Genomic DNA, 21,868 nt, shown 5'->3' on the forward strand with positions numbered 1-21,868 from the left:
CCCTGCGTCCGTCCGGAGCGGTCAGGCCCGTGGGCGGCCCATGGCGCGGTAGGTCCAGCCGGCGTCGCGCCATTGGTCGGGGTCGAGGGCGTTGCGGCCGTCGAGGATGATCGGGTGGGTGACGGCCCGGGCGAGTTCGTTGGGGTCGAGGGTGCGGAATTCGTGCCATTCGGTGAGGTGGAGGACGACGTCCGCGCCGCGTACCGCCTCGAGTGCGGAGTCGGCGTAGCCGAGGGTGGGGAAGAGGCGGCGGGCGTTGTCCATGCCCTTGGGGTCGTAGACGGTGACCTGGCCGCCCTGGAGGTGGATCTGTCCGGCGACGTTGAGGGCGGGGGAGTCGCGGACGTCGTCGCTGTCGGGTTTGAAGGTGGCGCCGAGCACGGCGACTCGCTTGCCGAGGAAGGAGGTGCCGCCGACGGCGTCGCGGGCCAGTTCGACCATGTGGCCGCGGCGGCGCATGTTGATCGAGTCGACCTCGCGCAGGAAGGTCAGGGCCTGGTCGGCGCCGAGTTCGCCGGCGCGGGCCATGAAGGCGCGGATGTCCTTGGGCAGGCAGCCGCCGCCGAAGCCGACTCCGGCGCGCAGGAACTTGGCGCCGATGCGTTCGTCGTGGCCGATCGCCTCGGCGAGTTTGGCCACGTCGCCGCCGGCGGCCTCGCAGACCTCGGCCATCGCGTTGATGAAGGAGATCTTGGTGGCGAGGAAGGAGTTCGCGGCCGTCTTGACCAGTTCGGCGGTGGGGAAGTCGGTCACCACGAACGGGGAGCCCTCGGCGATCGGGGTCGCGTAGACCTCGCGGAGCAGTTTCTCGGCGGCCTCGCTGCGCACGCCGACGACGATGCGGTCGGGGTGCAGGGTGTCGGCGACGGCGAAGCCCTCGCGCAGGAACTCCGGGTTCCACGCCAGCTCCACCTCGCCCGGGGCCCGCTCCTCCAGCAGCGCCGCCAGCCGCTCCGCGCTGCCGACCGGGACGGTGGACTTGCCCACCACCAGCGCCGGGCCGTGCAGATGCGGGGCCAGGGACGCGAACGCGGCATCCACGAACGACATGTCACAGGCGTACTCGCCGTGCTTCTGCGGCGTGTTCACACACACGAAGTGGACATCGCCGAACGCGCCGGCCTCCTCCCACGACGTGGTGAACGCGAGCCGCCCCGACGAGCCCTCGATCCCCGCCACATGCCGGCGCAGCAACTCCTCCAGACCCGGCTCGTACATCGGCACCCGCCCCGACGCGAGCAACTCGATCTTCTCCGGGACCACATCCAGCCCCAGCACCTCGAAACCCAGCTCCGCCATCGCCGCGGCATGCGTCGCGCCGAGGTAACCGGTGCCGATCACCGTGATCTTGAGGGCCATGCGGATGCTCCAGTGCTGTGCGGGCTCGGGGTGCGCGCCCGAGCATATCCGCGGTGCCGCGGGCGCTGAATTCCTGCGCTGTCGGCAAACTCACGTATGCCTCGGTCGGCCTCGCCGTCTAAAATTGGGTTACTTAACGGTAGTTAGCATCTGGGGAGTGAGAGACCTTGGCAGGTTCGGCCGATTTCGATCTGTACCGCCCGTCCGAAGAGCACGACATGCTCCGCGAAACGGTCCGCTCCCTCGCCGAGGCGAAGATCACGCCGTTCGCCGCCGCCGTGGACGAGGAGGCCCGCTTCCCGCAGGAGGCGCTCGACGCGCTCGTCGCCTCCGACCTGCACGCCGTGCACGTCCCGGAGACGTACGGCGGCGCGGGTGCCGACGCGCTGGCCACCGTCATCGTGATCGAGGAGGTGGCCCGCGCCTGCGCCTCCTCGTCCCTGATCCCGGCGGTGAACAAGCTGGGCTCGCTCCCCGTGATCCTCTCCGGCTCCGAGGAGCTGAAGAAGAAGTACCTGGGCCCGCTCGCCAAGGGCGACGCGATGTTCTCGTACTGCCTCTCCGAGCCCGACGCGGGCTCGGACGCGGCCGGCATGAAGACCAAGGCCGTGCGGGACGGCGACTTCTACGTCCTGAACGGCGTGAAGCGCTGGATCACCAACGCCGGCGTCTCCGAGTACTACACGGTCATGGCCGTCACGGACCCCGAGAAGCGCTCGAAGGGCATCAGCGCCTTCGTCGTCGAGAAGTCCGACCCGGGCGTCTCCTTCGGCGCGCCGGAGAAGAAGCTCGGCATCAAGGGCTCGCCGACGCGCGAGGTCTACCTCGACAACGTCCGCATCCCCGCGGACCGCATGATCGGCGCGGAGGGCACGGGCTTCGCGACGGCGATGCAGACCCTGGACCACACCCGCATCACGATCGCCGCCCAGGCGCTCGGCATCGCGCAGGGCGCGCTGGACTACGCCAAGGGCTACGTCAAGGAGCGCAAGCAGTTCGGCAAGCCGATCGCCGACTTCCAGGGCATCCAGTTCATGCTCGCGGACATGGCGATGAAGATCGAGGCCGCCCGCCAGCTGACCTACGCGGCCGCCGCGAAGTCGGAGCGCGGCGATGCCGACCTGACCTTCCAGGGCGCGGCGGCCAAGTGCTTCGCCTCGGACGTGGCGATGGAGGTCACCACGGACGCGGTCCAGCTGCTCGGCGGCTACGGCTACACCCGTGACTACCCGGTCGAGCGGATGATGCGCGACGCGAAGATCACGCAGATTTATGAAGGCACGAATCAGGTCCAGCGGATCGTCATGGCGCGCAACCTGCCGTAGCACTCCCGAACACCTCGACGGCCCCCGGCATCATGCCGGGGGCCGTCGGCGCGTCCGGTCCCGTCAGCGCTCGTTCTGCGGCAGGTGGGACTTGGCGTCCTCGTACGTCCCCTCGCCCGCCTGCTCGGCGGGGGCGTAGAAGAGGTGCAGCACACCCGTCTCGAAGGTCTCCGAGGAGAGCAGCTTCAGCGGGATCGGAGTGTCGCCCTCGTCGAACAGGCGCATGCCCTTGCGGACGGCGATCGGGTGCACCAGCAGCTGCAGCTGGTCCAGCAGCCCCGCGGCCAGCAGCTGGCGGACGACGGAGACGGAACCGCTCATCGCGATGGCGCTGTCGCCCGGCTCCTTCTTCAGCGCGGTGACCGCCTCGACGAGACCGCCCTTGATCAACTCGGAGTTCCGCCAGGTGAACTCCAGCTGCTGTCGCGAGACGACGATCTTCCGCGCATCCCCGAGGATCTTGGCGAACGGAGCGTCCTCCCCGCCGGCCGCCTCCCGCTCGGGCCAGGCGCCGGCGAAGCTGTCGTAGGTCCTGCGCCCCAGGATCAAGGTGTCGGCCCTGCCGAGGACGGAGTCGACGGCGAGGCCCATCTCGTCGTTGAAATAGGGGAAGTGCCACTGGTCAGGCGCCTCCACGACACCGTCGAGCGAGATGAACAGCTGCGCCACGATCTTCCTCATGCCGGCCTCCACGCCAGTCGTCGGTGCCTTCTCGTCCCAGTAGACGCCGTCCGCGGCAAGAACTCATCGACGCCGCGTCACCGGCGTGCCCCCACCCGGCGGGGCAGGCGGACGCACAACACGGAAGGGCCCGCCGCACACGCGTGCGGCGGGCCCTTCACCGTGGGACGTCACTTGTCCGAGACGGTGACCTTCTCGTCGTTCTGGATCTGCTTCACCAGCTGCTGCACCTTCGCCTTGTCCCAGACGAGGTTGCCGCCGCGGCTGCCCGACGTCGGCATGTTCATCGACGTGCCCTCGCCGTCCGTGACGCCCTTCATGGCGAAGAACATCTCGCCCAGGTCGAACAGGGACATGTCCTTGTCGACGATCAGGGTGTCCAGGCCCGCGCCCATCACCGGGTACAGCTTGAACGGGTTGAGGACCGTGCCCGGCGTCGCCGCCTGGCTCGCCATCGCCGAGAGGAACTTCTGCTGGTTCTTGGTGCGCGCCAGGTCGGACTCGGCGAAGGCGTACCGCGTACGGACGAAGGCCAGGGCCTGCTCGCCGTCGAGGGTCTGCTTGCCCGCCTGGAAGTCGGCGCCGGACTTCTTGTCCTTGAAGCCCTTCTCGATGTTCATCTCGACACCGCCGAGCGCGTCGACGATGCCCGCGAAACCGGCGAAGCCGATCTCGGCGTAGTGGTCGATGCGCAGGCCGGTGTTGTGCTCGACCGTGCGGACCAGCAGCTCGGGCCCGTCCTCCGCGTACGCGGCGTTGAGCTTGACCCGGCGGCCCTGCCCGGGGAACGTCTTGCCCGACTCGGAGCCCACGAAGCTCGGTATCTCGACGTCCGAGTCACGCGGCAGCGACACCATGGTGTTCCCGCTGCCGCAGGCCGCGAGGATCATCATCGAGTCGGTGCGCTTGCCCTCGGCGGAGCCGGTGTGCAGCTTCTTCTTCTCCTCGGCCGTCATGCCCTCACGGCTGTCCGAGCCGACGATCAGATACGTCGTGCAGTCGCCCTCCTGCGGCCGCTCGATCACCTTCGCGAGGTCGACCTCGCGCCGCACCTTGGAGTCGGCCCAGAAGTACGTGCCGATCGCCGTGCCGAGCACCGCCACCAGCACCACGACCGAGCCGACCTTGAACCGGCGCCGCCAGTCCGGGGCCGGGCCCGGCTGCCGGTACGGGCCGCCCTGCGGCGGGATGCCCCGGCCGCCCCCGCCGGGGGCGCCGTAGACCTGACCCGTGTTGTAGCCGCTGTCGTATCCGGGCTCGGCGTAGCCCTGGTCGTAGCCGCGCTGCTGCGGGGGCACCGAGCCGCGCGGAGGTGCGGCCGGGCGCTGGACATGGCGCATCACGCGGGCACCCTCGGGCTGCGCACCGGCGCTGCCGCGCCCGTATCCGCGTCGTGTGCCGCCGTCGTCGGTCCATCCTTCGGGCCAGTCGTTCATGCGGAACAGTGTGCCGGTGCGGCCCGGCGCGCCGACAGGGCGGGTGGGGAATCACACCAGGGCTGTAGCGAACCTGATGCAATGCGGCCCCGGCATATGGTGGAGGGCATGACAGATCAGGCCCAGCGCCCGGAGGACGAAATTCCGGGTAAGCCCACTTCGGCGTCACGTACCACCCTCAGCCACATCATGACCGGCAGTGACACGAATCTCCTCGGCACCGTGCACGGCGGCGTGATCATGAAACTGGTGGACGACGCCGCGGGCGCCGTCGCGGGCCGGCACTCCGGCGGCCCGGCGGTCACCGCCTCCATGGACGAGATGGTGTTCCTGGAGCCGGTCAGGGTGGGCGACCTGGTGCATGTGAAGGCCCAGGTCAACTGGACGGGCCGGTCCTCGATGGAGGTCGGCGTACGGGTCCTCGCGGAGCGCTGGAACGAGTCGACGCCCGCGACCCAGGTCGGCAGCGCCTACCTCGTGTTCGCCGCCGTCGACGCGGACGGCAAGCCGCGGCCGGTACCGCCGGTGCTGCCCGAGACCGAGCGGGACCAGCGGCGCTACCAGGAGGCGCAGATCCGGCGCACCCACCGGCTGGCCAGGCGCCGCGCGATCAAGGAGCTGCGCGAGAAGCGGGCCGCGGAGGGCATGGGGGACTGAGACGGCGGGGACACCGTCACGGGCAGACCACCTGGTCGCCCGTGACGGCGCCGAACTCGCCCCGGTACGGGTCCTCCGCCCGCACCGGCGTGACGCCCTTGAAGTCGGTGCCCGCCACCACCCGCAGCGTCGGCCCCTGGTTCTTCACGGCCCGCAGCTCGCAGCCCGGCAGAGCGGCCCGCAGCGACTTCGCCGAGCGGTCCCAGCGAGGGTCGTACGTCACATAGGTGCGCCGCACCTCGCCGCCCCCGGTGTTGCGCGGAGCCTGCGTGGTGCGGAAACCGGTGCCGCGCAGGGCCGTGTCGACCCGGTCGCCGAGGCCGTTGATCAGCGTCCCGTTGTAGACCTGCACCAGGATCTGCTGCGGCGAGACGTCGACCAGCGTCGAGCTGTGACGCCGGGGGCGGTGCGGGGCCAGCGGCCTGTCGTCCCGCAACAGCTGGAACAGCTTCTTCGACTTCGCCGGGTGCCACTTCACCGTGGAGCCGATGCCCTTCACCGGGTGGCTCACGTCACCGACGGGCACCGAGGTGAACTCCGACGAGGCCGGTGTGAAGGTCCGCATCGCCCTGCGGAGCGCCAGCATCTGCTCCGTGCCGAAGCCCTTGTCGGCCCGCACCGAGGCGAGCATCGTCGAGGTGACCCTGCGGAACTTCACCGGGTTCAGCAGGACCCCGCTGCTGGTCGCCCGGTGGACGAGGGCCGCCAGGAACCGCTGCTGGCGCTGCATGCGCCCGAGGTCCGCGGCTCCGTCGATGTGGCGGGAGCGCACGTACTGCAGGGCCTGGCCGCCGTCCAGCTTGTGCGTGCCGACGGGCAGGTCGAGACCGGTGTACGAGTCCTTCATCGGGCGGGCCGTGCAGATCTCCACACCCCCGACCGCGTCCACGGTCTTCATGAAGCTGGTGAAGTCGATCTCCAGATAGTGGTCGATCTTCACCTTGGTCATGTGCTCCACCGTGCGGACGGTCAGGGCCGGGCCGCCCTCCGCGTACGCGGCGTTCAGCTTCACCGGGTGCGCCTTGTGGTGCTTGCCGGTGGTGGCATCGATGTGCTCGGGGATCTCGGCGTAGCTGTCCCGCGGCAGGCTCACCACGCTGGCGCGTTCCCGGTCCTCCGAGAGGTGCACCAGCATGATCGTGTCGGTGCAGTTGCAGGCCGTGCCGCCGAGCCGGTACTTCTTCTTCTCCGCGGGCGTGATCTTGTCCCTGCCGTCGGTGCCGACGACCAGGATGTTCATGCCGTTGGTGTCTCCTGGGCGGTTCTTCATGTCGCGGAACGGGTCGACCCGTTCGATCCCCGTGTCGAGGCTCGTCACCACCGCGTGCCCGATCCCGCCGACGCCGAGGACCAGGACCGAGAGCGATGTCACGACCCGCACGCCCCAGCGCGGCCGCTCGCGCGGGACCGGCCGCGGGGCCGGGCGCCGTCCCGCCGGCCGTGGGGGGACCTGGGCAGGGCGGCGGGGGCGAGGCGGTGGGGGCAAGGGGACACCTCCGCGACGACAGGGGAATCCTGAGCACCGTAGGCCCATACGATCTGCGGCACCGGCCGCCGCGCCTTCGTGTCCCCCGTTCGCGGTAACGTGGCGGGCGATGAACGCCACGCCCGCTGTCTCCGTGATCATGCCGGTCCTCAACGAGGAGCGGCACCTGCGCAACTCGGTCCGTCACATCCTCGAGCAGGACTACGACGGCGAGATGGAGGTGGTGATCGCGCTCGGACCGTCCACGGACCGCACCGACGAGATCGCCGCCGAGCTCGTGCGCGAGGACCCGAGGGTCCACACCGTGCCGAACCCGACGGGTCGCACCCCCGCCGCGCTGAACGCCGCCATCAGGGCCTCGTGCCACCCGATCGTGGTGCGCGTCGACGGCCACGGCATGCTCTCGCCGAACTACATCGCGACCGCCGTCCGCCTCTTGGAGGAGACCGGCGCGCAGAACGTCGGCGGCATCATGCACGCCGAGGGCGAGAACGCCTGGGAGGACGCGGTCGCCGCCGCCATGACGTCGAGGATCGGCGTGGGCAACGCCGCCTTCCACACCGGCGGCACGGCGGGCGAGGCCGAGACGGTCTACCTGGGTGTCTTCCGCCGGGAGGCCCTGGAGCAGCAGGGCGGGTACAACGAGGAGTTCATCCGCGCCCAGGACTGGGAGCTGAACTTCCGCATCCGCGAGGCGGGGGGGCTGATCTGGTTCTCGCCGGAGCTGAGGGTGCAGTACCGCCCCCGGCCCTCGGTGCGGGCGCTCGCCAAGCAGTACAGGGAGTACGGCCGCTGGCGCCATGTCGTCGCCCGCTACCACCAGGGCTCCATCAATCTGCGCTACCTCGCCGCCCCGACCGCCGTGTGCGCGATCGCCGCGGGCCTGGTCCTGGGCGCGACCGTGACCCCGTGGGCCCTCGTCGTCCCCTGCGGCTACCTCGCCGCGATCACGGCCGGCTCCGTCCCGGCGGGCAAGGGCCTGCCGCTGAAGGCCCGCGTGCAGATCCCCCTCGCGCTGGCGACCATGCACATGTCGTGGGGGTACGGCTTCCTGACGAGCCCGCGCTCGCTGGCGCGGAAGGTCATCGCGAGCCGCCGCCCCTCGGTGAAGACCGCCGCGGCCTGACCAGCCCCCGAAACGCCGGACGCCGGCCCGCTCCTCCCGGGGCGGGCCGGCGTCCGTCCGGCGTTTCGGGGAGGGACCGTCAGAAGCGGTACGGCGCGTAGATGTCCATGCAGGCGTCCTCGTCGTCGCCCATGACCGTCTCGGTGTTCTTCGGCGGGCCCGCGGCCGGCTCGGACTTGGGGAAGGTGTCCCCGGTCCGCCAGTCGGCGCCGACCACCAGCGTCACGCCGGAGACGTCCGTCGACCTCTTCACCGCGCTCGTGGGGACCCCGAGCGCCTTGGCGACCGCTTGCGCGTCGCCCTGGAGGTCGGCGCTCGGGAACAGCACCTGCGTGCGCTTCTGCGGGTCGGGAGTCGAGTCCGCCTGCGCCCCCGTGAAGCCCTGCTGCACCAGCAGGCCCGCGACGGTGGTGGCCCGCTGGGGCGTGGGCGGCCCGTCGGCCCCCGTGCCGTTGCGGACCATGATGCCGATGTCGGCGGGGGCGGCGGCCGGGTCCTTCGGCGCGGCCGGCGTCTTCGGCTTCGACGTCGGGGCCTTGCCGTCCACCGGGACGTCGTCGCGCAGCATCTCCCAGAGCCGGTCGGCCTCGCCCGGCGCGGGCAGCACATGGTTCTTCGGGTTGGCCGGGTCCGGGATGCGCGGCATGGTGAGCATCGCGATCCGGTCGGTCGGCACGTCCTTGAGCGTCATGCCGAGGTCGAAAAGCTTCTTGACCGTGCCGATCTCCTCGGAGACCTGGAGGGAGCTGGTGGCCGTCTCGGCCAGGTCCATGAGCCGGCCGCCGTCGGTGAAGGCGTTCTGTTCCTTGAGCTTGCGGATCACCGAGTTCATGTACATGTGCTGGGCCTTGGAGCGTCCGAAGTCGCTCTCGAAGGCGTGCCGGGTGCGCAGCCACTGGAGGGCCTTGACGCCCTGGATCTCGTGCGTGCCCTTCGTCAGCCTGAGGCCCGAGCCGCCGGGCACGTTCGGCTTGGGGCCGTCGTACACGTTGTGGTTGACGCAGACCTCGGCGCCGCCGATCGCGTCCGCCATGTCCACCACGCCCGCGAAGTCGACCATCATCCAGTGGTCGATGTAGACGCCGGTGAGCTCCTGCCAGGTGGCGAGCGTGCAGCCGGGGCCGCCGCGCCCCAGGGTCGCGTTGATGAGATCCCTGGTGGCGGCGTGCTTGTCCCCGGTCTTGGGGTCCGTGCACTCGGGTATGTCGACCTTCGTGTCACGGGGGACGGAGACGACCGAGGCGTTCTTCCGGTCGGCCGAGACGTGGAGCAGCATCTGCACGTCCGCGAGCGGCGGCGCTCCGACACTCTTCTTCGAACCGCCGAGTTCGAGATTCTCGCTGGAGTTCCTGCTGTCGGAGCCGATCAGCAGGACGTTCAGCGGCGTCTGGCCCGCCGCGTTCGGAGCCGACTTCTTCACGTCGGAGTCGGCGGAGGTGCGTTCGCCCTTGCGGATGTTGTTGTTGAGGTGCTCGTAGTACAGGTACCCCGCCCCCGCGGTACCCAGGATCACCACGGACACGGTGAGCGCGATCCCGCGCAGTATGCGGCGCTTGCCGCGCTTCCCGCGCCGGCGGGGTGTCCCGCGGCGGTGCGAGCCGGAGCCCTCCGCCGCCGCGTCCCGTATGCCCCCGGCGTTCTCCTCGTCGTCGGGGGCCGTACGGGCGCCCGGGACACGCCCGGTCTCTTCTCCGTACAGGCTGTCGTCCCAGCCCAGATCGCGGGCGTGCGGTCCGCGTCGCCGCGTCCCCTCCCCACGCACGCTGCTGTGTCCCACCCCTAGAACCCCCTGTTTTCAGGCTCTCCCCATGAGCCGCTGTCCGGCGTCATTTGGCGCACACCTGTTTGTCCGCCTCGACCTTCTGCACGTCCTCCGGCACCTTCGCCGGACCCGTGATGGGCACTCCCGCGCCCTTGAAATCGGGGCCGAGCGTCAGCGTCATCGCTTCCAGCCCCACGGCGTCCTCGGTCCCGGGCTTGAGGGCCGCGGCGGGCAGGCCCATCAGGTCCGCGAGCTTGCGGGCCTGGTCGGCCTGGTTCGGCGCGTACTCCAGCGTCGTCCGCGGGACGTCCGCCGGCGCGTTGCCCTTGTTGGTGGACTTCAGCACGCCCTCGGTGTTCTGGAGCCAGTCCAGCGTCTTCTGTGCGGAGCCCTGCGGGCCGCCGCCGTTGAACACGTCGACGCGGACGTCCGACGCCTCGGCCCTGGTGCCCTGGAGCAGTTCGGCCTGCTTGTCCTTGGCCGCCTTCTCCTTCCGCTCGACCTCGGTCAGCGACACGTCGTTCCTGACCATGGAGAACAGCGACTCCGCCTGGGCCTCCTTCAGGACGACCGTGGCCTTGACCTTCTCCGTCGGGTTGTCCGCGACGGGCACGGTGGCGAAGGTGAGGTTCTTCATGTCGAACTTGCCCAGTTCCAGGCCGAGATCGCGGAGTTTCCCTATGTCGCTGATCTTCGAGTCGACCGTCAGCGCCTTGGTGCCCGCCTCCGCCAGCTTGAACAGCTTCGTCGGGCTCGTGAGCGTGTCGTTCGACTTCAGCTTGCGCATCAGCGAACTGAGGAACTGCTGCTGGATCTTGATGCGGTCGAGGTCGCTGCCGAAGCCCACCGCGTGCCGCGTGCGGACGAACGCGAGCGCCTCCTCGCCCTGGAGGTTGTGGTCACCCGCCTTCAGGTCGAGCTTGGAGTCGTCGTCGTAGAGGTCCTTGTCGATGCAGATCGGCACACCGCCGACCGCCGTCGAGAGCGTCTTGACGGCGTTGAAGTCGGCCACCATGAAGTGGTCCATCGTGATGCCCGTGAGCTCGGTGACCGTACGCATCGTGCAGCTCGGCGTACGGCCCGACTGGCCGAGGCTCTCGTTGAACCGGGTGCCCTGCGTGCCCGGGATGACCTTGGTGGAGCCGTCCTCCTGCGTCGTCGGACAGTCCGGGATGTCGGTGATCAGGTCACGGGGAATGCTCAGCGCCGTCGCGTTGGTGCGGTCCTTGGAGACGTGCAGCAGCAGCGTGGTGTCCGCGTGGCCGGGGCTGTTCCTGTCGCCGTAGCTCCCGTTGCCCTCGCCCGTGCGCTTGTCCGTGCCGATCAGCAGGATGTTGATCGCCCGGTCGGGGCTGAATCCGCCCGTGCCGGCGTTGTCGTCGGGGATGGCCGTGATGTTCCCGTTCAGGTGCTCGTAATAGAGGTACCCGGCGCCTGCGGTCGCGACCATCAGCAGTGCGAGGGAGCCGCCGGTCCACAGCAGCGCCTTCTTCTTGCGCGAGGCGGCCTGCTGGCGTTTGCGCCGGCCCGCCTGCTGCTGCGGCACACGGCCCGATGCGTTGCCCGCGCGGCGGCTGCGCTGCGGGGGGACCTCGGGTGCCGGGTCCGCCGTCCGGCGGCGCGTGGCGGTGCCGGACGCCCCGTTCGCCGCCTCAGGGGTTTCGGCGGACCGGCGGGACCTTCTTGCACCCACGGCTCCGGTGGGGGAGGCTGTCGACTGCGGTGCGGATTGGTCCAGTCGCAGTTCGTAGTTGCCGGTTTGCGGGTTCATGACCCACTGGTCGGCGGGGTCGATCTCGTCCGCCCGTCCACGGCTTTGCGCATCCACGGTTGCTTGAGTCCTCCGTCGGTGCCACGCGAGGCGCCTCCCCCGGCAGGCGCTCGGTTCTTCGATCCAGCAGTGCGCGACACAGGGTCGGAAGCACCGGATCGCGTCACACTATCCGCCCAGTTCAGCGTCGAGCGACGCCCGTGACAAATTCCACGCCCCTTACAAGCGGGCATTCCACCCAATCTGCCTGACCTGTCGGTCTCCGTTTGGCCATTGCTTTACTCACACATGCCTTCGGCCGCATTGGTGCCCGAGAAGGTCGGCGTCGGGCCGGGGCTCGCGCCGTCGGCTGCGCCCCGGTCCGTCTCCTCCTTCTCCGGCACGACCGCGACCTCCGTGTCGGCCCGGAGCCGCTCGAAGAGCTCGCTCGCCTCAGGCTGGACCAACTCGTCCCTGTTCGGATCGAGATGGTACGGCTGACGGGGAACAGTAAGGAATTGCACCTTTTCCGTCGGTACGTTCCGAAGTGCCCGAGTCAGGTCGTACAGGTCCTTCAGCGAGTCGAGACCGGCGTCCGTGGTGATGGACTTGGTCGCCGCGTCCAGCACCGGATAGAGCCGGGTCGGATTGAGCAGGACACCGTTGCTCTGCACCTTCTTGACCAGCGCGCCGAGGAACTGCTGCTGTCGCTCCATGCGTTCGGTGTCGCTGCCGTTCCCCAGCGTCTTGCGAGCCCGCACGAACCCGAGGGCCTCCTCGCCGTGCAGCGTCTGACGGCCCGCGCGGAGCTTGAGACGGGCCGCCTTGTCGTCGATCGGCTCGGCCAGACACACCTCGACGCCGTCCACCGCGTCGACCATGTCCTTGAAGCCGCGGAAGTCGATCACCATGTGGTGGTCGACGCGGATCCCGGTGAACTTCTCGACCGTACGGATGGTGCAGGCCGCGCCGCCGAACTGGTACGCCCAGTTGAACTGGGCGGTCTGCGCCCTGGTCCGCTTCCCGTCGGGCCTGCCGCAGCTCGGGATCGTGACCATCAGGTCCCGCGGGATCGACATGGCCGTCGCGCTCCGCCGGTCGCCTGCGATGTGCAGCAGGATCGTGGTGTCGGAGCGCTGGCTGCCGTCCTCGTCCTTGCCGTACCGGTCGTTGCCCTCGCCCTCCCGGGTGTCCGAGCCGAGCAGCAGGATGTTCTGCGCGTCGGTGACCAGCGCGGTGGGGCGCTCCTTCTCGTACGCCCTCAGCTCCTCCGCCGCCGAGGTGTCGGTGGTGATGTTGCCGTCGAGCTTGCGGTAGAGCCACCAGCCGGTACCCGCGGCGGCGAGCACGACGACCGACGTGCCGAGCGCCGCCCAGCGCAGCCAGTGCCGCCGGTGGGGGGACGCGTTGGCCGGGCCGTCCGTGCCGGCGTCGGACCCTTCCTCCGCGCCGGACTCCTCGGCACCCCCGGGAGCCGGGTCGGGGCCGGAGCCCGCACCCGTGGCATCCGCGTCCGCACGCGACGGCTCGGCCCCGTCCCCCGTCGGGCCGTCCGGTTCGGCGGGCGTACCAGCCTTGTCCGTCACGTGTGCGTCCATCCTTCACGGCATCGGCGGCGCGCTGGGCCGCCGGTCGAAGGTCCAGGAGGTGTCCGGCGGATCAGGGCCGGACACCTCCTAGACGGCTGAACCCGGCGCTTGGTTGTGCGCGGGAAACGCGCTTGGCGCCGATCATCCAACGCGCCCGGCGCCCGGGCCGGGAGGGCTCGGCCCGGGTGTGCGCCACATGAGTGGACGTCAGCGGCTTGTCATACCGCGGTGCCCGTGACCCGCTCGCTCTCGATCCGCTTCGTCAGCCCGTCCTCGGACAACTCGCCCAGATTGCGGCAGAGTACGACCGAGCCGCCGGCCGCCAGGGGAGCGAACAGCCCGGCGGACAGGCCCTCCCAGGTGTCGTACGCCAGCCCTGAGAGCAACCGGGACCCCGGGCCGAGCCCGAGCCGCTCCGCGTCCGCGCGTGCCCGTGCGACGAGTTCGGCACCCGTCAGCTCGAGCGTGCCCACCGTGAGGGCCGCGTCGTCCGGGTCCACCGGCGCGTACGGGGCGAACCGGTCGCCCTGACTCGGCACCTCCACCGCGTAGTCGGCGTAACCGGCCGGCGGCGTGGGGAAACGGCGGCCCAGCGGTGCAAGCGACAGCGCGATCCGCTCGCCCGTGCACGCGAGCCCGGCGTCGAACTGCCCCGGCCCCGCGACCACGTGGTCCGCGCGGGCCGGATCGCCGCCGACGTCCGCGACGACTCCCACCGACGAACAGGCCAGCAGCCACACGGCCGTCTGCCAGTGCGCCGGCAGCAAAAGCGCCAGGCGTTCGCCCGGCTCGGCGGACAGCTCTCCCTGAAGGAGATTGGCGGTCTTGGCCACCCAATTGGCGAAGGTCGCGACGGACAATTCCACGCGCTCACCGGTGGCGTCGTCGTAGAAGGTGACCAAGGGGCGGGCCGGGTCCGCGGCGAGCGCGGATCGCAGCAGGTCGGCAGGGGTACGGTCGCTGGCGTTCACCCGCGCAAGCGTACGCCGCGGGCGCCCGGGCAGGCCGCCGTACCGGTGAACGGGGTCCTCCGGTCGGCCTGACAGACCATCGATTTCCCGGCAGGCGCACTCCCCGGGCCCGGCCCAGGATTTCTGCCATGCGTGGATACCTGGCATCTTCCCTCACCGTGGCGTGCGCGGCCGCGCTCGTCCTCCCGCTCTCGCTCACCTCGGGCGCCGTCGCCGCGCCCCCGGGTGAGGCAGTGGACGTCCCCGGCAGCACGCGGTCACTGCCGCTGGAGCCGCTCGGCCGGGCTCCCGCCGACCGCGCGCTGGGCGCCCCCGTTCAGGGCCTGCCCCGCCAGGAGGTGGAGCCGTTCTCCCTCGTCGGCATCGTCTGGGACGACGCGTCCGCCCAACTGGACGGCACCGTCGAGGTCCGCACCCGCGACATCGTCTCGCGCACCTGGTCCGCCTGGCAGCAGGTCGAGACCCACAACGAGGACCATGCCGCCGACCCCGGCACCGCCGAGAGCGCGTCGGGCCGGGTGCGCGGGGCCACCGTGCCCCTGTGGGTCGGTGCGTCCGACGGCGTGGAGGTGCGCGTGCAGCAGTCCGGCGCCCGGGCGGGCCGCCTGCCGGAGGGCATGCGCCTCGAACTCGTCGACCCCGGCGACGACCCGGAGGACACCGGGACCGTCACCTCCGGCCCCGCCAACGAGGGCTCGGAAGGGCGCGCCCCGGCCGGCGGCCTGGAGATCCCGGCGCTCAACCAGCTGGACACCGAGGTGGAAGCCGCGGCGGCGGGCGACCTCGTGTTCGACGCCGTGACGGCCAAGCCGTACATCGGGCCCCGCCCGCGCATCGTCACCCGCAAGGGGTGGGGCGCCGACGAGAGCCTGCGCGAGAGGAGCTTCGTCTACACGAACACCGTGAAGGCCGCCTTCGTGCACCACAGCGCCACCGGCAACAACTACACCTGCAAGCAGGCCCCCTCCGTTATCCGCAGTATCTACCGCTACCACGTCAAGAGCAGCGGTTGGCGCGACATCGGCTACAACTTCGCCGTCGACAAGTGCGGAAACATCTACGAAGGCAGGGCAGGAGGCGTGGCCAAGCCGGTACAGGGCGCCCACACCCTCGGTTTCAACACGAACAGCACCGGAATCGCGGTCCTCGGCACGTACAGTTCCAGCAATCCGCCGGCGGCCGCCGTGACAGCGGTCGCGAAGCTGACGGCGTGGAAGCTCGGACTGCACGGCATCAACCCGAAGGGCAAGGTCACCCTCACCTCGGGAGGCAGCGGGAAGTACGCGAAGGGCAAGAAGGTCACACTCAACGCCATCGCCGGACACCGCGACGGATTCCTCACGGACTGCCCCGGCGGCCGGCTCTACGGCAAGCTCGGCGCCGCCCGTACGGCATCGGCCACGTACCAGGGCCGCTGACCCGCCGCCCGGGGCCGTGCGCGTCGTGACGGCCGCACCCACTGCATAAACTGGCCCGTCCAACCAGCGACCGCGCCCGGCCCCAGCAGGAAGCAGAGACCGCATTGAACCAGGCCCCAGAAGCGATTCTCCTGGTCGGAGGCAAGGGAACCCGGCTGCGTCCGCTCACCGTCCGCACACCGAAGCCGATGGTCCCCGCGGCCGGTGTCCCCTTCCTCACCCACCAGTTGGCGCGGGCGCGGTCCGCGGGCGTCGAGCACATCGTGCTCGCCACCTCGTACCTGGCCGAGGTGTTCGAGCCGTACTTCGGTGACGGCTCGGCGCTCGGACTGCACCTGGAGTACGTCACCGAGGAGGAGCCGCTCGGCACCGGCGGCGCGATACGCAACGTCGCCTCCCGGCTGCGCTCGAAGCCCGACGACCCGGTCCTCGTCTTCAACGGCGACATCCTCACCGGGCTCGACATCGGCACCCTGGTCGACACCCACCGCGCGACCGGTGCGGACGTCTCCCTCCACCTCACGCGTGTCGACGACCCCCGCGCCTTCGGGCTCGTGCCGACGGACGCCACCGGGCGCGTCACGGCCTTCCTGGAGAAGCCGCAGACCCCGGAGGAGATCGTCACCGACCAGATCAACGCCGGCGCCTACGTCTTCCGCCGCTCCGTCATCGACACGATCCCCGACGGCCGGCCCGTCTCCGTGGAGCGCGAGACGTTCCCGGAGCTGCTGCGCTCCGGCGCCCATCTGCAGGGCATGGTCGACTCCACGTACTGGCTGGACCTCGGCACCCCGCACGCCTTCGTGCGCGGCTCCGCCGACCTGGTGCTCGGCCGGGCGCCCTCACCGGCGGTCCCCGGCCGGCGCGGCGACCGGCTGGTCCTGCCGTCCGCGCGGGTGGCCGCCGGGGCGAAGCTGACCGGCGGCACGGTCGTCGGCGAGGGCGCCGTGGTGGGCGAGGGCGCGCGCATCGACGGCAGCGCGCTCCTCGCGGGCGCCGTCGTGGAGGCGGGCGCGGTGGTCTGCGACTCACTCGTCGGAGAAGGCGCGCGGGTGGGCGCGCGGACGGTGCTGTCCGGTGTGGTCGTCGGCGACGGCGCGGTCATCGGGGAGGACAACGAGCTCAGGGACGGCGCGCGGGTGTGGTGCGACGCGGTCGTCCCGGCGGGCGCCGTCCGCTTCTCCTCCGACCAGTAGCCTGAGCGCATGGCAGGACGCTTCGAACCGGGCGCCGGGCGCGCGCGTGTGCGCGGCGGCTCGACAGGCGTACCCGCCGCCGTACCGCGTCAGGTCTCGGCCGCCCGCACACGACGGTGGACGCCGCCGTGGCCCCTCGACCTGGGCCTCGTGCTCGGGCCGTTGCGCCGCGGTCCCGCCGACCCCACGTTCCGTACGACGCCCGACGGCTCCGTCTGGCGGGCCTGCCGCACCCCCGAGGGCCCCGGCACCCTGAGGGTCGCCCTCCGGGGCGGCACGGTGGAGGCCGAGGCGTGGGGCCCGGGCGGCGAGTGGCTGCTCGACCGGCTGCCCGAGCTGCTGGGCGCGGCCGACACGCCCGAGGACTTCACGCCGCGCCACCGCCTGGTCGCCGCCTCGCAGCACCGCCGGCCCGGACTGCGGCTGCTGCGCACGGGTCTGGTGATGGAGTCCCTGATCCCCTCGATCCTCGAACAGAAGATCACGACGGACGAGGCGTACCGGGCCTGGCGGCTGCTGGTACGCCGGTACGGCGAGCCGGCACCCGGCCCGGACGAGCGGCTGCACGTCATGCCGGACCCGCGCGGCTGGGCGATGATCCCCTCCTGGGAGTGGCACCGCGCGGGCGTCGACAACAAACGCGCCTCGACGATCCTGCGGGCCGTGAAGGTGGCGCGCCGCCTGGAGGAGGCGGCGGCGATGGCTCCCGAACAGGCCAGGGCCCGGCTGGAGTTGATTCCCGGCATCGGCCCGTGGACGTCGGCGGAGACGGTGCAGCGCAGCAACGGAGCGGCCGACTCGGTGACCGTGGGCGACCTGCACCTGCCGCGGATCGTGGGCTACGCGCTGGCGGGCGAGCGCAATACGGACGACGCGGCGATGCTGGAGCTGCTGGCCCCCTACGAGGGCCAGCGCCACCGCGCCGCCCGCCTGATCCTCCTCTCGGGCCGCGTCCCACCGCGCCGCGAGCCCAAGATGCGCCGGGTGGACATCGCGGCGTGGTGACCCGCGCCCTGTCGGGGGGCGGCTCGGCGAGGGCCAGGGGGTGTCCGGCGGATCTTGGCCTGGGCCACGACGCTCCCCCAGGCGACGGCACCTCTCCCCCGTAGCCCTTCGGGCACGGGAGGTGCCCCCAGCGTTGCCGAAATGCCCGGATAGCTGCGCTATCAGGGCACTCCGGCGCCTTGCGATGCGTCCCCTCGGCCCCTGGGGGCCTGGGGAGACCGCACCCCCTCGGCCCTTGCGGGCCTGGGGATACCCCACCCGCTCTGCCCCTGCGGGCCTGGGGATACCCCATGCACCGGACGCCGCGTCCCGTCCGGCCCTGATCCGGCGGACGCCCCCTAGCGCACCTCGATGAACGACTCCGCGTCCCGCGCCGGCCGGGCCTTCGGCGCGGTCGCCGGGTGACCGATCGCCACCGCGCCCATCGGGTCCCACGTGGCCGGCAGCTCCAGCACCTCCCGCACCACCTCGCGGCAGAACATCGTCGACGACACCCACGCCGATCCCAGCCGCTCGCCCGCGAGCGCGACGAGGAAGTTCTGGATGCCCGCGCCGGCCGCGGTCACGAACATCTCGCGCTCGGCGGTGTCCCGGCGCTCGTCGCCGTACGTGTGCGCGCCGTCGGCGACCAGGCAGGGGACCGCCAGGTAGGGCGCGCGCCGCAGGACGTCCCCGCGCCGCACGCGCCTGTCGACGGACTCCTGCGACATGCCGTCGCGCCGCAGATCCGCGATCCACGCCTCGCGCATCGCGTCGAGCAGACGGACACGGGAGGACGGGGACTCGAGGAGGACGAAGCGCCACGGTGTGGTGTGGTGCGGCGCGGGCGCCGTCACCGCCGCCGCGACCGCACGGCGCACCGCCCCGCCGTCCACCGGCTGGTCCGTGAAGTCGCGCACCGTACGCCGCTGTGCGACGGCCTCGCGCACTGCCTCCGACGTCCCGAGCCGGAACATGTCGTCGGCCGCGCCCCGTACGAGAGCCCGCGCGCCGGGCCCGGCGTCGTCTACCACGTGCGCCAGCCCCCGGACGACGGCGACCGGCAGCCCCCCGGCCTTGCCCTTCACCAGGTCACCCGCGGCGGCCAGTTCGTCGGCGGTGGCGACCACGGTCGCGGTCAGCGGATTGCCGTACGCGTCCGTGCCGCCGCGCAGGTCGTCCAGCACACGCACGCCGGCCGCGCCGATCGCGACGTCGGTCAGCCCGCTGCGCCAGGGCCGCCCGGAGGTGTCCGTGACGATCACACCGATGTCGACGCCCAGTTCGTCCCGCAGCCCCTCGCGGATCGCGCGGGCCGAGGCGTCCGGGTCCACGGGAAGCAGCAGCATGGTGCCCGCGGGGGTGTTGGAGGCGTCGACCCCCGCCGCGGCCATGACCAGGCCCTGGCGGTTCTCGACGATGCGCAGGGTGCCGCGGCGGGCGACCACCCGGACCGTCTCCGCGTCGATCGCCGCCTCGCGGTCCGCCGCCTCGACGATCCGCCCCTCCGCCTTGCTGACGATCTTCGACGTGACGAGCAGGACGTCGCCGTCGACGAGCCCGGGCCCGGTCGCGGCGATCAGCTTGGCGAGGTTGTCGCCCGGCCGGACCTCGCCGATGCCGGGCAGCGCCCAGACCCGGTAGGACGGCGAGCTCACGCCCGTACCTCCTCGGCCAGCGCCAGGGCCGCGCGGGCCATCTCCGCGGTCTCCTCCGTGCCGGTCATCATGAGCGGCACGGCGAGGCAGCGGATGCCCGCCGCCTCGACGTCCGGCACGGCGGCCGCGTCGACGGTGTCGACGAGCCAGCCGTCGAGCAGCCCGGAGCCGTAGTGCCGGGCGACGGCCGCCGCCGTCGCCTCCACGCCCACGGCGGCGAGCACCTTGTCGGCCATGCCGCGCACGGGCGCGTCGCCGACGATGGGGGACAGGCCCACAACGGGCACGCCCGCGTCGGCGATCGCCTCGCGGATGCCGGGGACGGCCAGGATGGTGCCGATGCTGACGACGGGGTTGGACGGCGGGAAGAGGACGACGTCCGCCTCGGCGATCGCCTCAAGCACGCCGGGCGCGGGCTTGGCCTGCTCGGCGCCGACCGGCACGACGGCCTCGGCGGCGACGGACGCCCGGAGCCTGACCCAGTACTCCTGGAAGTGGATCACCCGGCGCTCTCCGTCGAGGGTGACGGCGACGTGCGTCTCGACCCGGTCGTCGGACATGGGCAGCAGCCGTACGCCCGGCTGCCACCGGTCGCACAGCGCTTCCGTGACGGCGCTGAGCGGGTAGCCGGCGCCGATCATCTGGGTGCGGACGATGTGTGTGGCGAAGTCGCGGTCGCCGAGCCCGAACCACTCGGGCCCGACGCCGTAGGCGGCCAGCTCGCTCTTGACCTGGAACGTCTCGTCGCTGCGTCCCCAGCCCTGCTCCTCGTTGATGCCACCGCCGAGGGTGTACATCACGGTGTCGAGGTCGGGGCAGACCTTCAGCCCGAACAGATGGATGTCGTCACCGGTGTTGCCGATCACCGTGACGTCCGCCTCGGGAGCGGCCTGCTTGAGGCCACGGAGGAAACGGGCGCCGCCGATACCGCCGGCCAGAACCACAATGCGCATGGGCCCATCTTGGCAGGCCCGCCGACAGCCGCTCAGGCCGGAACGGACTCCGCGGTGCAGCGGGCCGTGGTGTGCATCGGCATCTCGGTCAGGCCCGGGTAGTACACGTGCAGGCTCACGGCCGGCTCCAGGGAGTCGTTGACGACCTCGTGCACATAGCCGGGGGCGAACACGCGCTGCGCGCCCGCGGCCAGGGAGCGCTCGCCGCCCTCGGTGCGCTCGGTCAGCTCGCCGTCGAGCACGGTGAGCACGCCGGAGGAGGGGCCGTGGCCGTGCAGGCCGCTGCCCTGGCCGGGGACCCAGCTGAGCAGCCAGATCTCGTAGCCGGGTCCGGTCTGCAGCCGGTGGTACCAGCGGGAGGTGGCGTCGTACTCGACGAGGTGCTCCCAGCGCGCGCGGTCGGCGGCGATGGAGCGGGCGAGGCCGGCGAACTCGGCCACGGTGGCCGGGTGCTCGCGGGCAGGCTGGAGCAGGTGCTGGACGGCGAGGATGTCGCCGGCGATCTGGAGGTCGCTGTCGCTGTTCATGGGTGCGGGGGTTCCTCGGCAGGAAGTGCTGGGGTGTCGCAGAGCAGGCAATGCGGGCGATGCGAGAAGAAGAAGCTGGAGCTCGTGGGCATCAACAGCTGGAACAGCAACAGCAACAGCGCGCCTGGACAGCGCTGCGGAACCCGCGGAGGCGGGTCGCATGGGGCGCTGAGGTCGCTGGCATGAGATCAAAGGTGACTGCTCCCCTTACCCGATGTCAACCCAATGACCGATTTGGCCGCAATGTTTCATCACATCCGGTTACTGCGAACGGAGAAAGGTTTGTGCAGTCGTGGACCGGGAGACATGCGCCAGCAACCGTGCTCACAAACGCCGTTGGGGCGCCGTGACCGTACTGTGATCCGGATCGCTTCGATGGCTTGATCGCAACAAGATCAATGTTTGTGACGTCTTCCCCTTGCGAGGGAGGAGGTGCGGAGCAGGCCGCTGGCATGTGTCAGGTTTTTGGTGATTTGAACACTTTCCGCATAGCCTTGGTTCCGCAGAGTGAATACCGGGCCCAATAGCAGATCGTGGCTTGACTGGCCTGGAGCCACACACTTGTAATTTCACTCGTGTCGTTCGGCCGAAAACGATCGCGGCAACATCACGGGGACGCAAAGACAGACGAGGGGCGCACATGACCGAGCTGTTCCAACAACTGCTGGTCGAGGACGCGGACGAGGAACTCGGCTGGCAGGAGCGCGCGTTGTGCGCCCAGACCGATCCCGAGTCCTTCTTCCCCGAGAAGGGCGGTTCCACCAGGGAGGCCAAGAAGGTCTGTCTCGCCTGCGAGGTCCGCTCCGAATGTCTTGAGTACGCCCTCAACAACGACGAGCGATTCGGAATCTGGGGCGGCCTCTCGGAGCGCGAGCGTCGCCGGCTCAAGAAGGCCGCCGTCTGAATCGACGGGCGGTCACCGCCCAGCCAAAAAGGACAACTGACTACAAAGCAAACGGTCCGCCGCCCGTGCCCTGTGCACGGGCGGCG

General features: G+C 71.0%; 18 protein-coding genes. 7 read left to right on the forward strand and 11 right to left on the reverse strand.

The window, feature by feature from the left end:
• Positions 1 to 21: 21 nt before the first annotated feature.
• Entirely contained in the window at positions 22 to 1,359 is a 1,338-nt protein-coding gene (locus tag ACF08N_RS34385; protein ID WP_392328660.1) for a UDP-glucose dehydrogenase family protein, read from the reverse strand.
• A 167-nt stretch (positions 1,360 to 1,526) separates the two neighbouring features.
• Between ACF08N_RS34385 and ACF08N_RS34390 the strand changes: the two genes are divergently transcribed.
• Complete coding sequence (locus tag ACF08N_RS34390) at positions 1,527 to 2,684, forward strand: acyl-CoA dehydrogenase (RefSeq protein ID WP_392328661.1); 1,158 nt, start codon at positions 1,527 to 1,529, stop codon at positions 2,682 to 2,684.
• Positions 2,685 to 2,747: 63 nt separating this feature from the next.
• On the opposite strand, the gene ACF08N_RS34395 is transcribed toward ACF08N_RS34390, so the two are convergent.
• Together ACF08N_RS34395 and ACF08N_RS34400 are read right to left on the reverse strand one after the other, a co-directional pair.
• Positions 2,748 to 3,365, reverse strand: a complete 618-nt coding sequence (locus ACF08N_RS34395) for a dihydrofolate reductase family protein (protein ID WP_392328662.1) — start codon at positions 3,363 to 3,365, stop codon at positions 2,748 to 2,750.
• Positions 3,366 to 3,535: 170 nt separating this feature from the next.
• On the reverse strand, positions 3,536 to 4,801 hold the full coding sequence (locus ACF08N_RS34400) for an LCP family protein (protein ID WP_392328663.1): 1,266 nt from the start codon (positions 4,799 to 4,801) through the stop codon (positions 3,536 to 3,538).
• A gap of 108 nt (positions 4,802 to 4,909) precedes the next feature.
• Here ACF08N_RS34400 and ACF08N_RS34405 point away from each other — a divergent pair, with 108 nt between their 5' ends.
• A complete protein-coding gene (locus tag ACF08N_RS34405; RefSeq protein WP_392328664.1) occupies positions 4,910 to 5,458 on the forward strand; it encodes an acyl-CoA thioesterase in 549 nt (182 codons plus the stop codon).
• A gap of 16 nt (positions 5,459 to 5,474) precedes the next feature.
• Here ACF08N_RS34405 and ACF08N_RS34410 read toward each other — a convergent pair whose 3' ends face one another.
• Positions 5,475 to 6,839 (reverse strand): LCP family protein, encoded by a 1,365-nt coding sequence (locus tag ACF08N_RS34410; RefSeq protein ID WP_392328665.1) that lies wholly within the window; start codon positions 6,837 to 6,839, stop codon positions 5,475 to 5,477.
• A 214-nt stretch (positions 6,840 to 7,053) separates the two neighbouring features.
• Between ACF08N_RS34410 and ACF08N_RS34415 the strand changes: the two genes are divergently transcribed.
• Positions 7,054 to 8,070: a glycosyltransferase family 2 protein gene (locus tag ACF08N_RS34415; RefSeq protein WP_392328666.1), complete on the forward strand. Its 1,017-nt coding sequence runs from the start codon at positions 7,054 to 7,056 to the stop codon at positions 8,068 to 8,070.
• Between the two features lie 79 nt (positions 8,071 to 8,149).
• Here the strand turns inward: ACF08N_RS34415 and ACF08N_RS34420 are convergent, their stop codons facing one another.
• The 4 genes from ACF08N_RS34420 to ACF08N_RS34435 form a co-directional block, all read right to left on the reverse strand.
• Complete coding sequence (locus tag ACF08N_RS34420; protein ID WP_392328667.1) at positions 8,150 to 9,847, reverse strand: LCP family protein; 1,698 nt, start codon at positions 9,845 to 9,847, stop codon at positions 8,150 to 8,152.
• 49 nt (positions 9,848 to 9,896) lie between these two features.
• Positions 9,897 to 11,660, reverse strand: coding sequence for an LCP family protein (locus tag ACF08N_RS34425; RefSeq protein ID WP_392328668.1), 1,764 nt, complete (start codon positions 11,658 to 11,660; stop codon positions 9,897 to 9,899).
• A gap of 221 nt (positions 11,661 to 11,881) precedes the next feature.
• Entirely contained in the window at positions 11,882 to 13,168 is a 1,287-nt protein-coding gene (locus tag ACF08N_RS34430; protein ID WP_392328669.1) for an LCP family protein, read from the reverse strand.
• 221 nt (positions 13,169 to 13,389) lie between these two features.
• Positions 13,390 to 14,142 (reverse strand): TIGR03089 family protein, encoded by a 753-nt coding sequence (locus ACF08N_RS34435; protein WP_392328670.1) that lies wholly within the window; start codon positions 14,140 to 14,142, stop codon positions 13,390 to 13,392.
• A gap of 128 nt (positions 14,143 to 14,270) precedes the next feature.
• Here ACF08N_RS34435 and ACF08N_RS34440 point away from each other — a divergent pair, with 128 nt between their 5' ends.
• The 3 genes from ACF08N_RS34440 (at position 14,271) to ACF08N_RS34450 (ending at position 17,761) form a co-directional block, all read left to right on the forward strand.
• Positions 14,271 to 15,560 (forward strand): peptidoglycan recognition protein, encoded by a 1,290-nt coding sequence (locus ACF08N_RS34440; RefSeq protein ID WP_392328671.1) that lies wholly within the window; start codon positions 14,271 to 14,273, stop codon positions 15,558 to 15,560.
• A gap of 104 nt (positions 15,561 to 15,664) precedes the next feature.
• Positions 15,665 to 16,756 carry a sugar phosphate nucleotidyltransferase gene (locus tag ACF08N_RS34445; RefSeq protein WP_392328672.1) on the forward strand — a complete coding sequence of 364 codons (1,092 nt, stop codon included), beginning with the start codon at positions 15,665 to 15,667 and terminating at the stop codon, positions 16,754 to 16,756.
• 9 nt (positions 16,757 to 16,765) lie between these two features.
• Entirely contained in the window at positions 16,766 to 17,761 is a 996-nt protein-coding gene (locus ACF08N_RS34450; RefSeq protein WP_392328673.1) for a DNA-3-methyladenine glycosylase family protein, read from the forward strand.
• A gap of 338 nt (positions 17,762 to 18,099) precedes the next feature.
• Here ACF08N_RS34450 and ACF08N_RS34455 read toward each other — a convergent pair whose 3' ends face one another.
• The 3 genes from ACF08N_RS34455 to ACF08N_RS34465 are packed head-to-tail and all read right to left on the reverse strand — an operon-like array spanning position 18,100 to position 20,878.
• Entirely contained in the window at positions 18,100 to 19,398 is a 1,299-nt protein-coding gene (locus tag ACF08N_RS34455; protein WP_392328674.1) for a coenzyme F420-0:L-glutamate ligase, read from the reverse strand.
• Positions 19,395 to 20,351 carry a 2-phospho-L-lactate transferase gene (gene cofD / locus ACF08N_RS34460; RefSeq protein WP_392328675.1) on the reverse strand — a complete coding sequence of 319 codons (957 nt, stop codon included), beginning with the start codon at positions 20,349 to 20,351 and terminating at the stop codon, positions 19,395 to 19,397. The genes ACF08N_RS34455 and cofD overlap by 4 nt, the downstream gene beginning before the upstream one ends.
• A gap of 32 nt (positions 20,352 to 20,383) precedes the next feature.
• Positions 20,384 to 20,878, reverse strand: coding sequence for a cysteine dioxygenase (locus tag ACF08N_RS34465; protein ID WP_392328676.1), 495 nt, complete (start codon positions 20,876 to 20,878; stop codon positions 20,384 to 20,386).
• A gap of 640 nt (positions 20,879 to 21,518) precedes the next feature.
• Here ACF08N_RS34465 and ACF08N_RS34470 point away from each other — a divergent pair.
• Positions 21,519 to 21,782 carry a WhiB family transcriptional regulator gene (locus ACF08N_RS34470; protein WP_018846780.1) on the forward strand — a complete coding sequence of 88 codons (264 nt, stop codon included), beginning with the start codon at positions 21,519 to 21,521 and terminating at the stop codon, positions 21,780 to 21,782.
• Positions 21,783 to 21,868: the final 86 nt, after the last annotated feature.

The sequence above is a fragment of the Streptomyces sp. NPDC015127 genome (genome assembly GCF_043080095.1).
In the GTDB taxonomy this organism is placed as follows: Bacteria; Actinomycetota; Actinomycetes; order Streptomycetales; family Streptomycetaceae; genus Streptomyces.

What these genes read in the sequence shown, in the direction of transcription:
- ACF08N_RS34405 (WP_392328664.1), top strand. Translation starts at nt 4,910, where the DNA reads ATGACAGATCAGGCCCAGCGCCCGGAGGACGAAATTCCGGGTAAGCCC.
- ACF08N_RS34465 (WP_392328676.1), bottom strand. Translation starts at nt 20,878, where the DNA reads ATGAACAGCGACAGCGACCTCCAGATCGCCGGCGACATCCTCGCCGTC.
- ACF08N_RS34440 (WP_392328671.1), top strand. Translation starts at nt 14,271, where the DNA reads ATGCGTGGATACCTGGCATCTTCCCTCACCGTGGCGTGCGCGGCCGCG.
- ACF08N_RS34415 (WP_392328666.1), top strand. Translation starts at nt 7,054, where the DNA reads ATGAACGCCACGCCCGCTGTCTCCGTGATCATGCCGGTCCTCAACGAG.
- ACF08N_RS34470 (WP_018846780.1), top strand. Translation starts at nt 21,519, where the DNA reads ATGACCGAGCTGTTCCAACAACTGCTGGTCGAGGACGCGGACGAGGAA.
- ACF08N_RS34395 (WP_392328662.1), bottom strand. Translation starts at nt 3,365, where the DNA reads ATGAGGAAGATCGTGGCGCAGCTGTTCATCTCGCTCGACGGTGTCGTG.
- cofD (WP_392328675.1), bottom strand. Translation starts at nt 20,351, where the DNA reads ATGCGCATTGTGGTTCTGGCCGGCGGTATCGGCGGCGCCCGTTTCCTC.
- ACF08N_RS34450 (WP_392328673.1), top strand. Translation starts at nt 16,766, where the DNA reads ATGGCAGGACGCTTCGAACCGGGCGCCGGGCGCGCGCGTGTGCGCGGC.
- ACF08N_RS34385 (WP_392328660.1), bottom strand. Translation starts at nt 1,359, where the DNA reads ATGGCCCTCAAGATCACGGTGATCGGCACCGGTTACCTCGGCGCGACG.
- ACF08N_RS34400 (WP_392328663.1), bottom strand. Translation starts at nt 4,801, where the DNA reads ATGAACGACTGGCCCGAAGGATGGACCGACGACGGCGGCACACGACGC.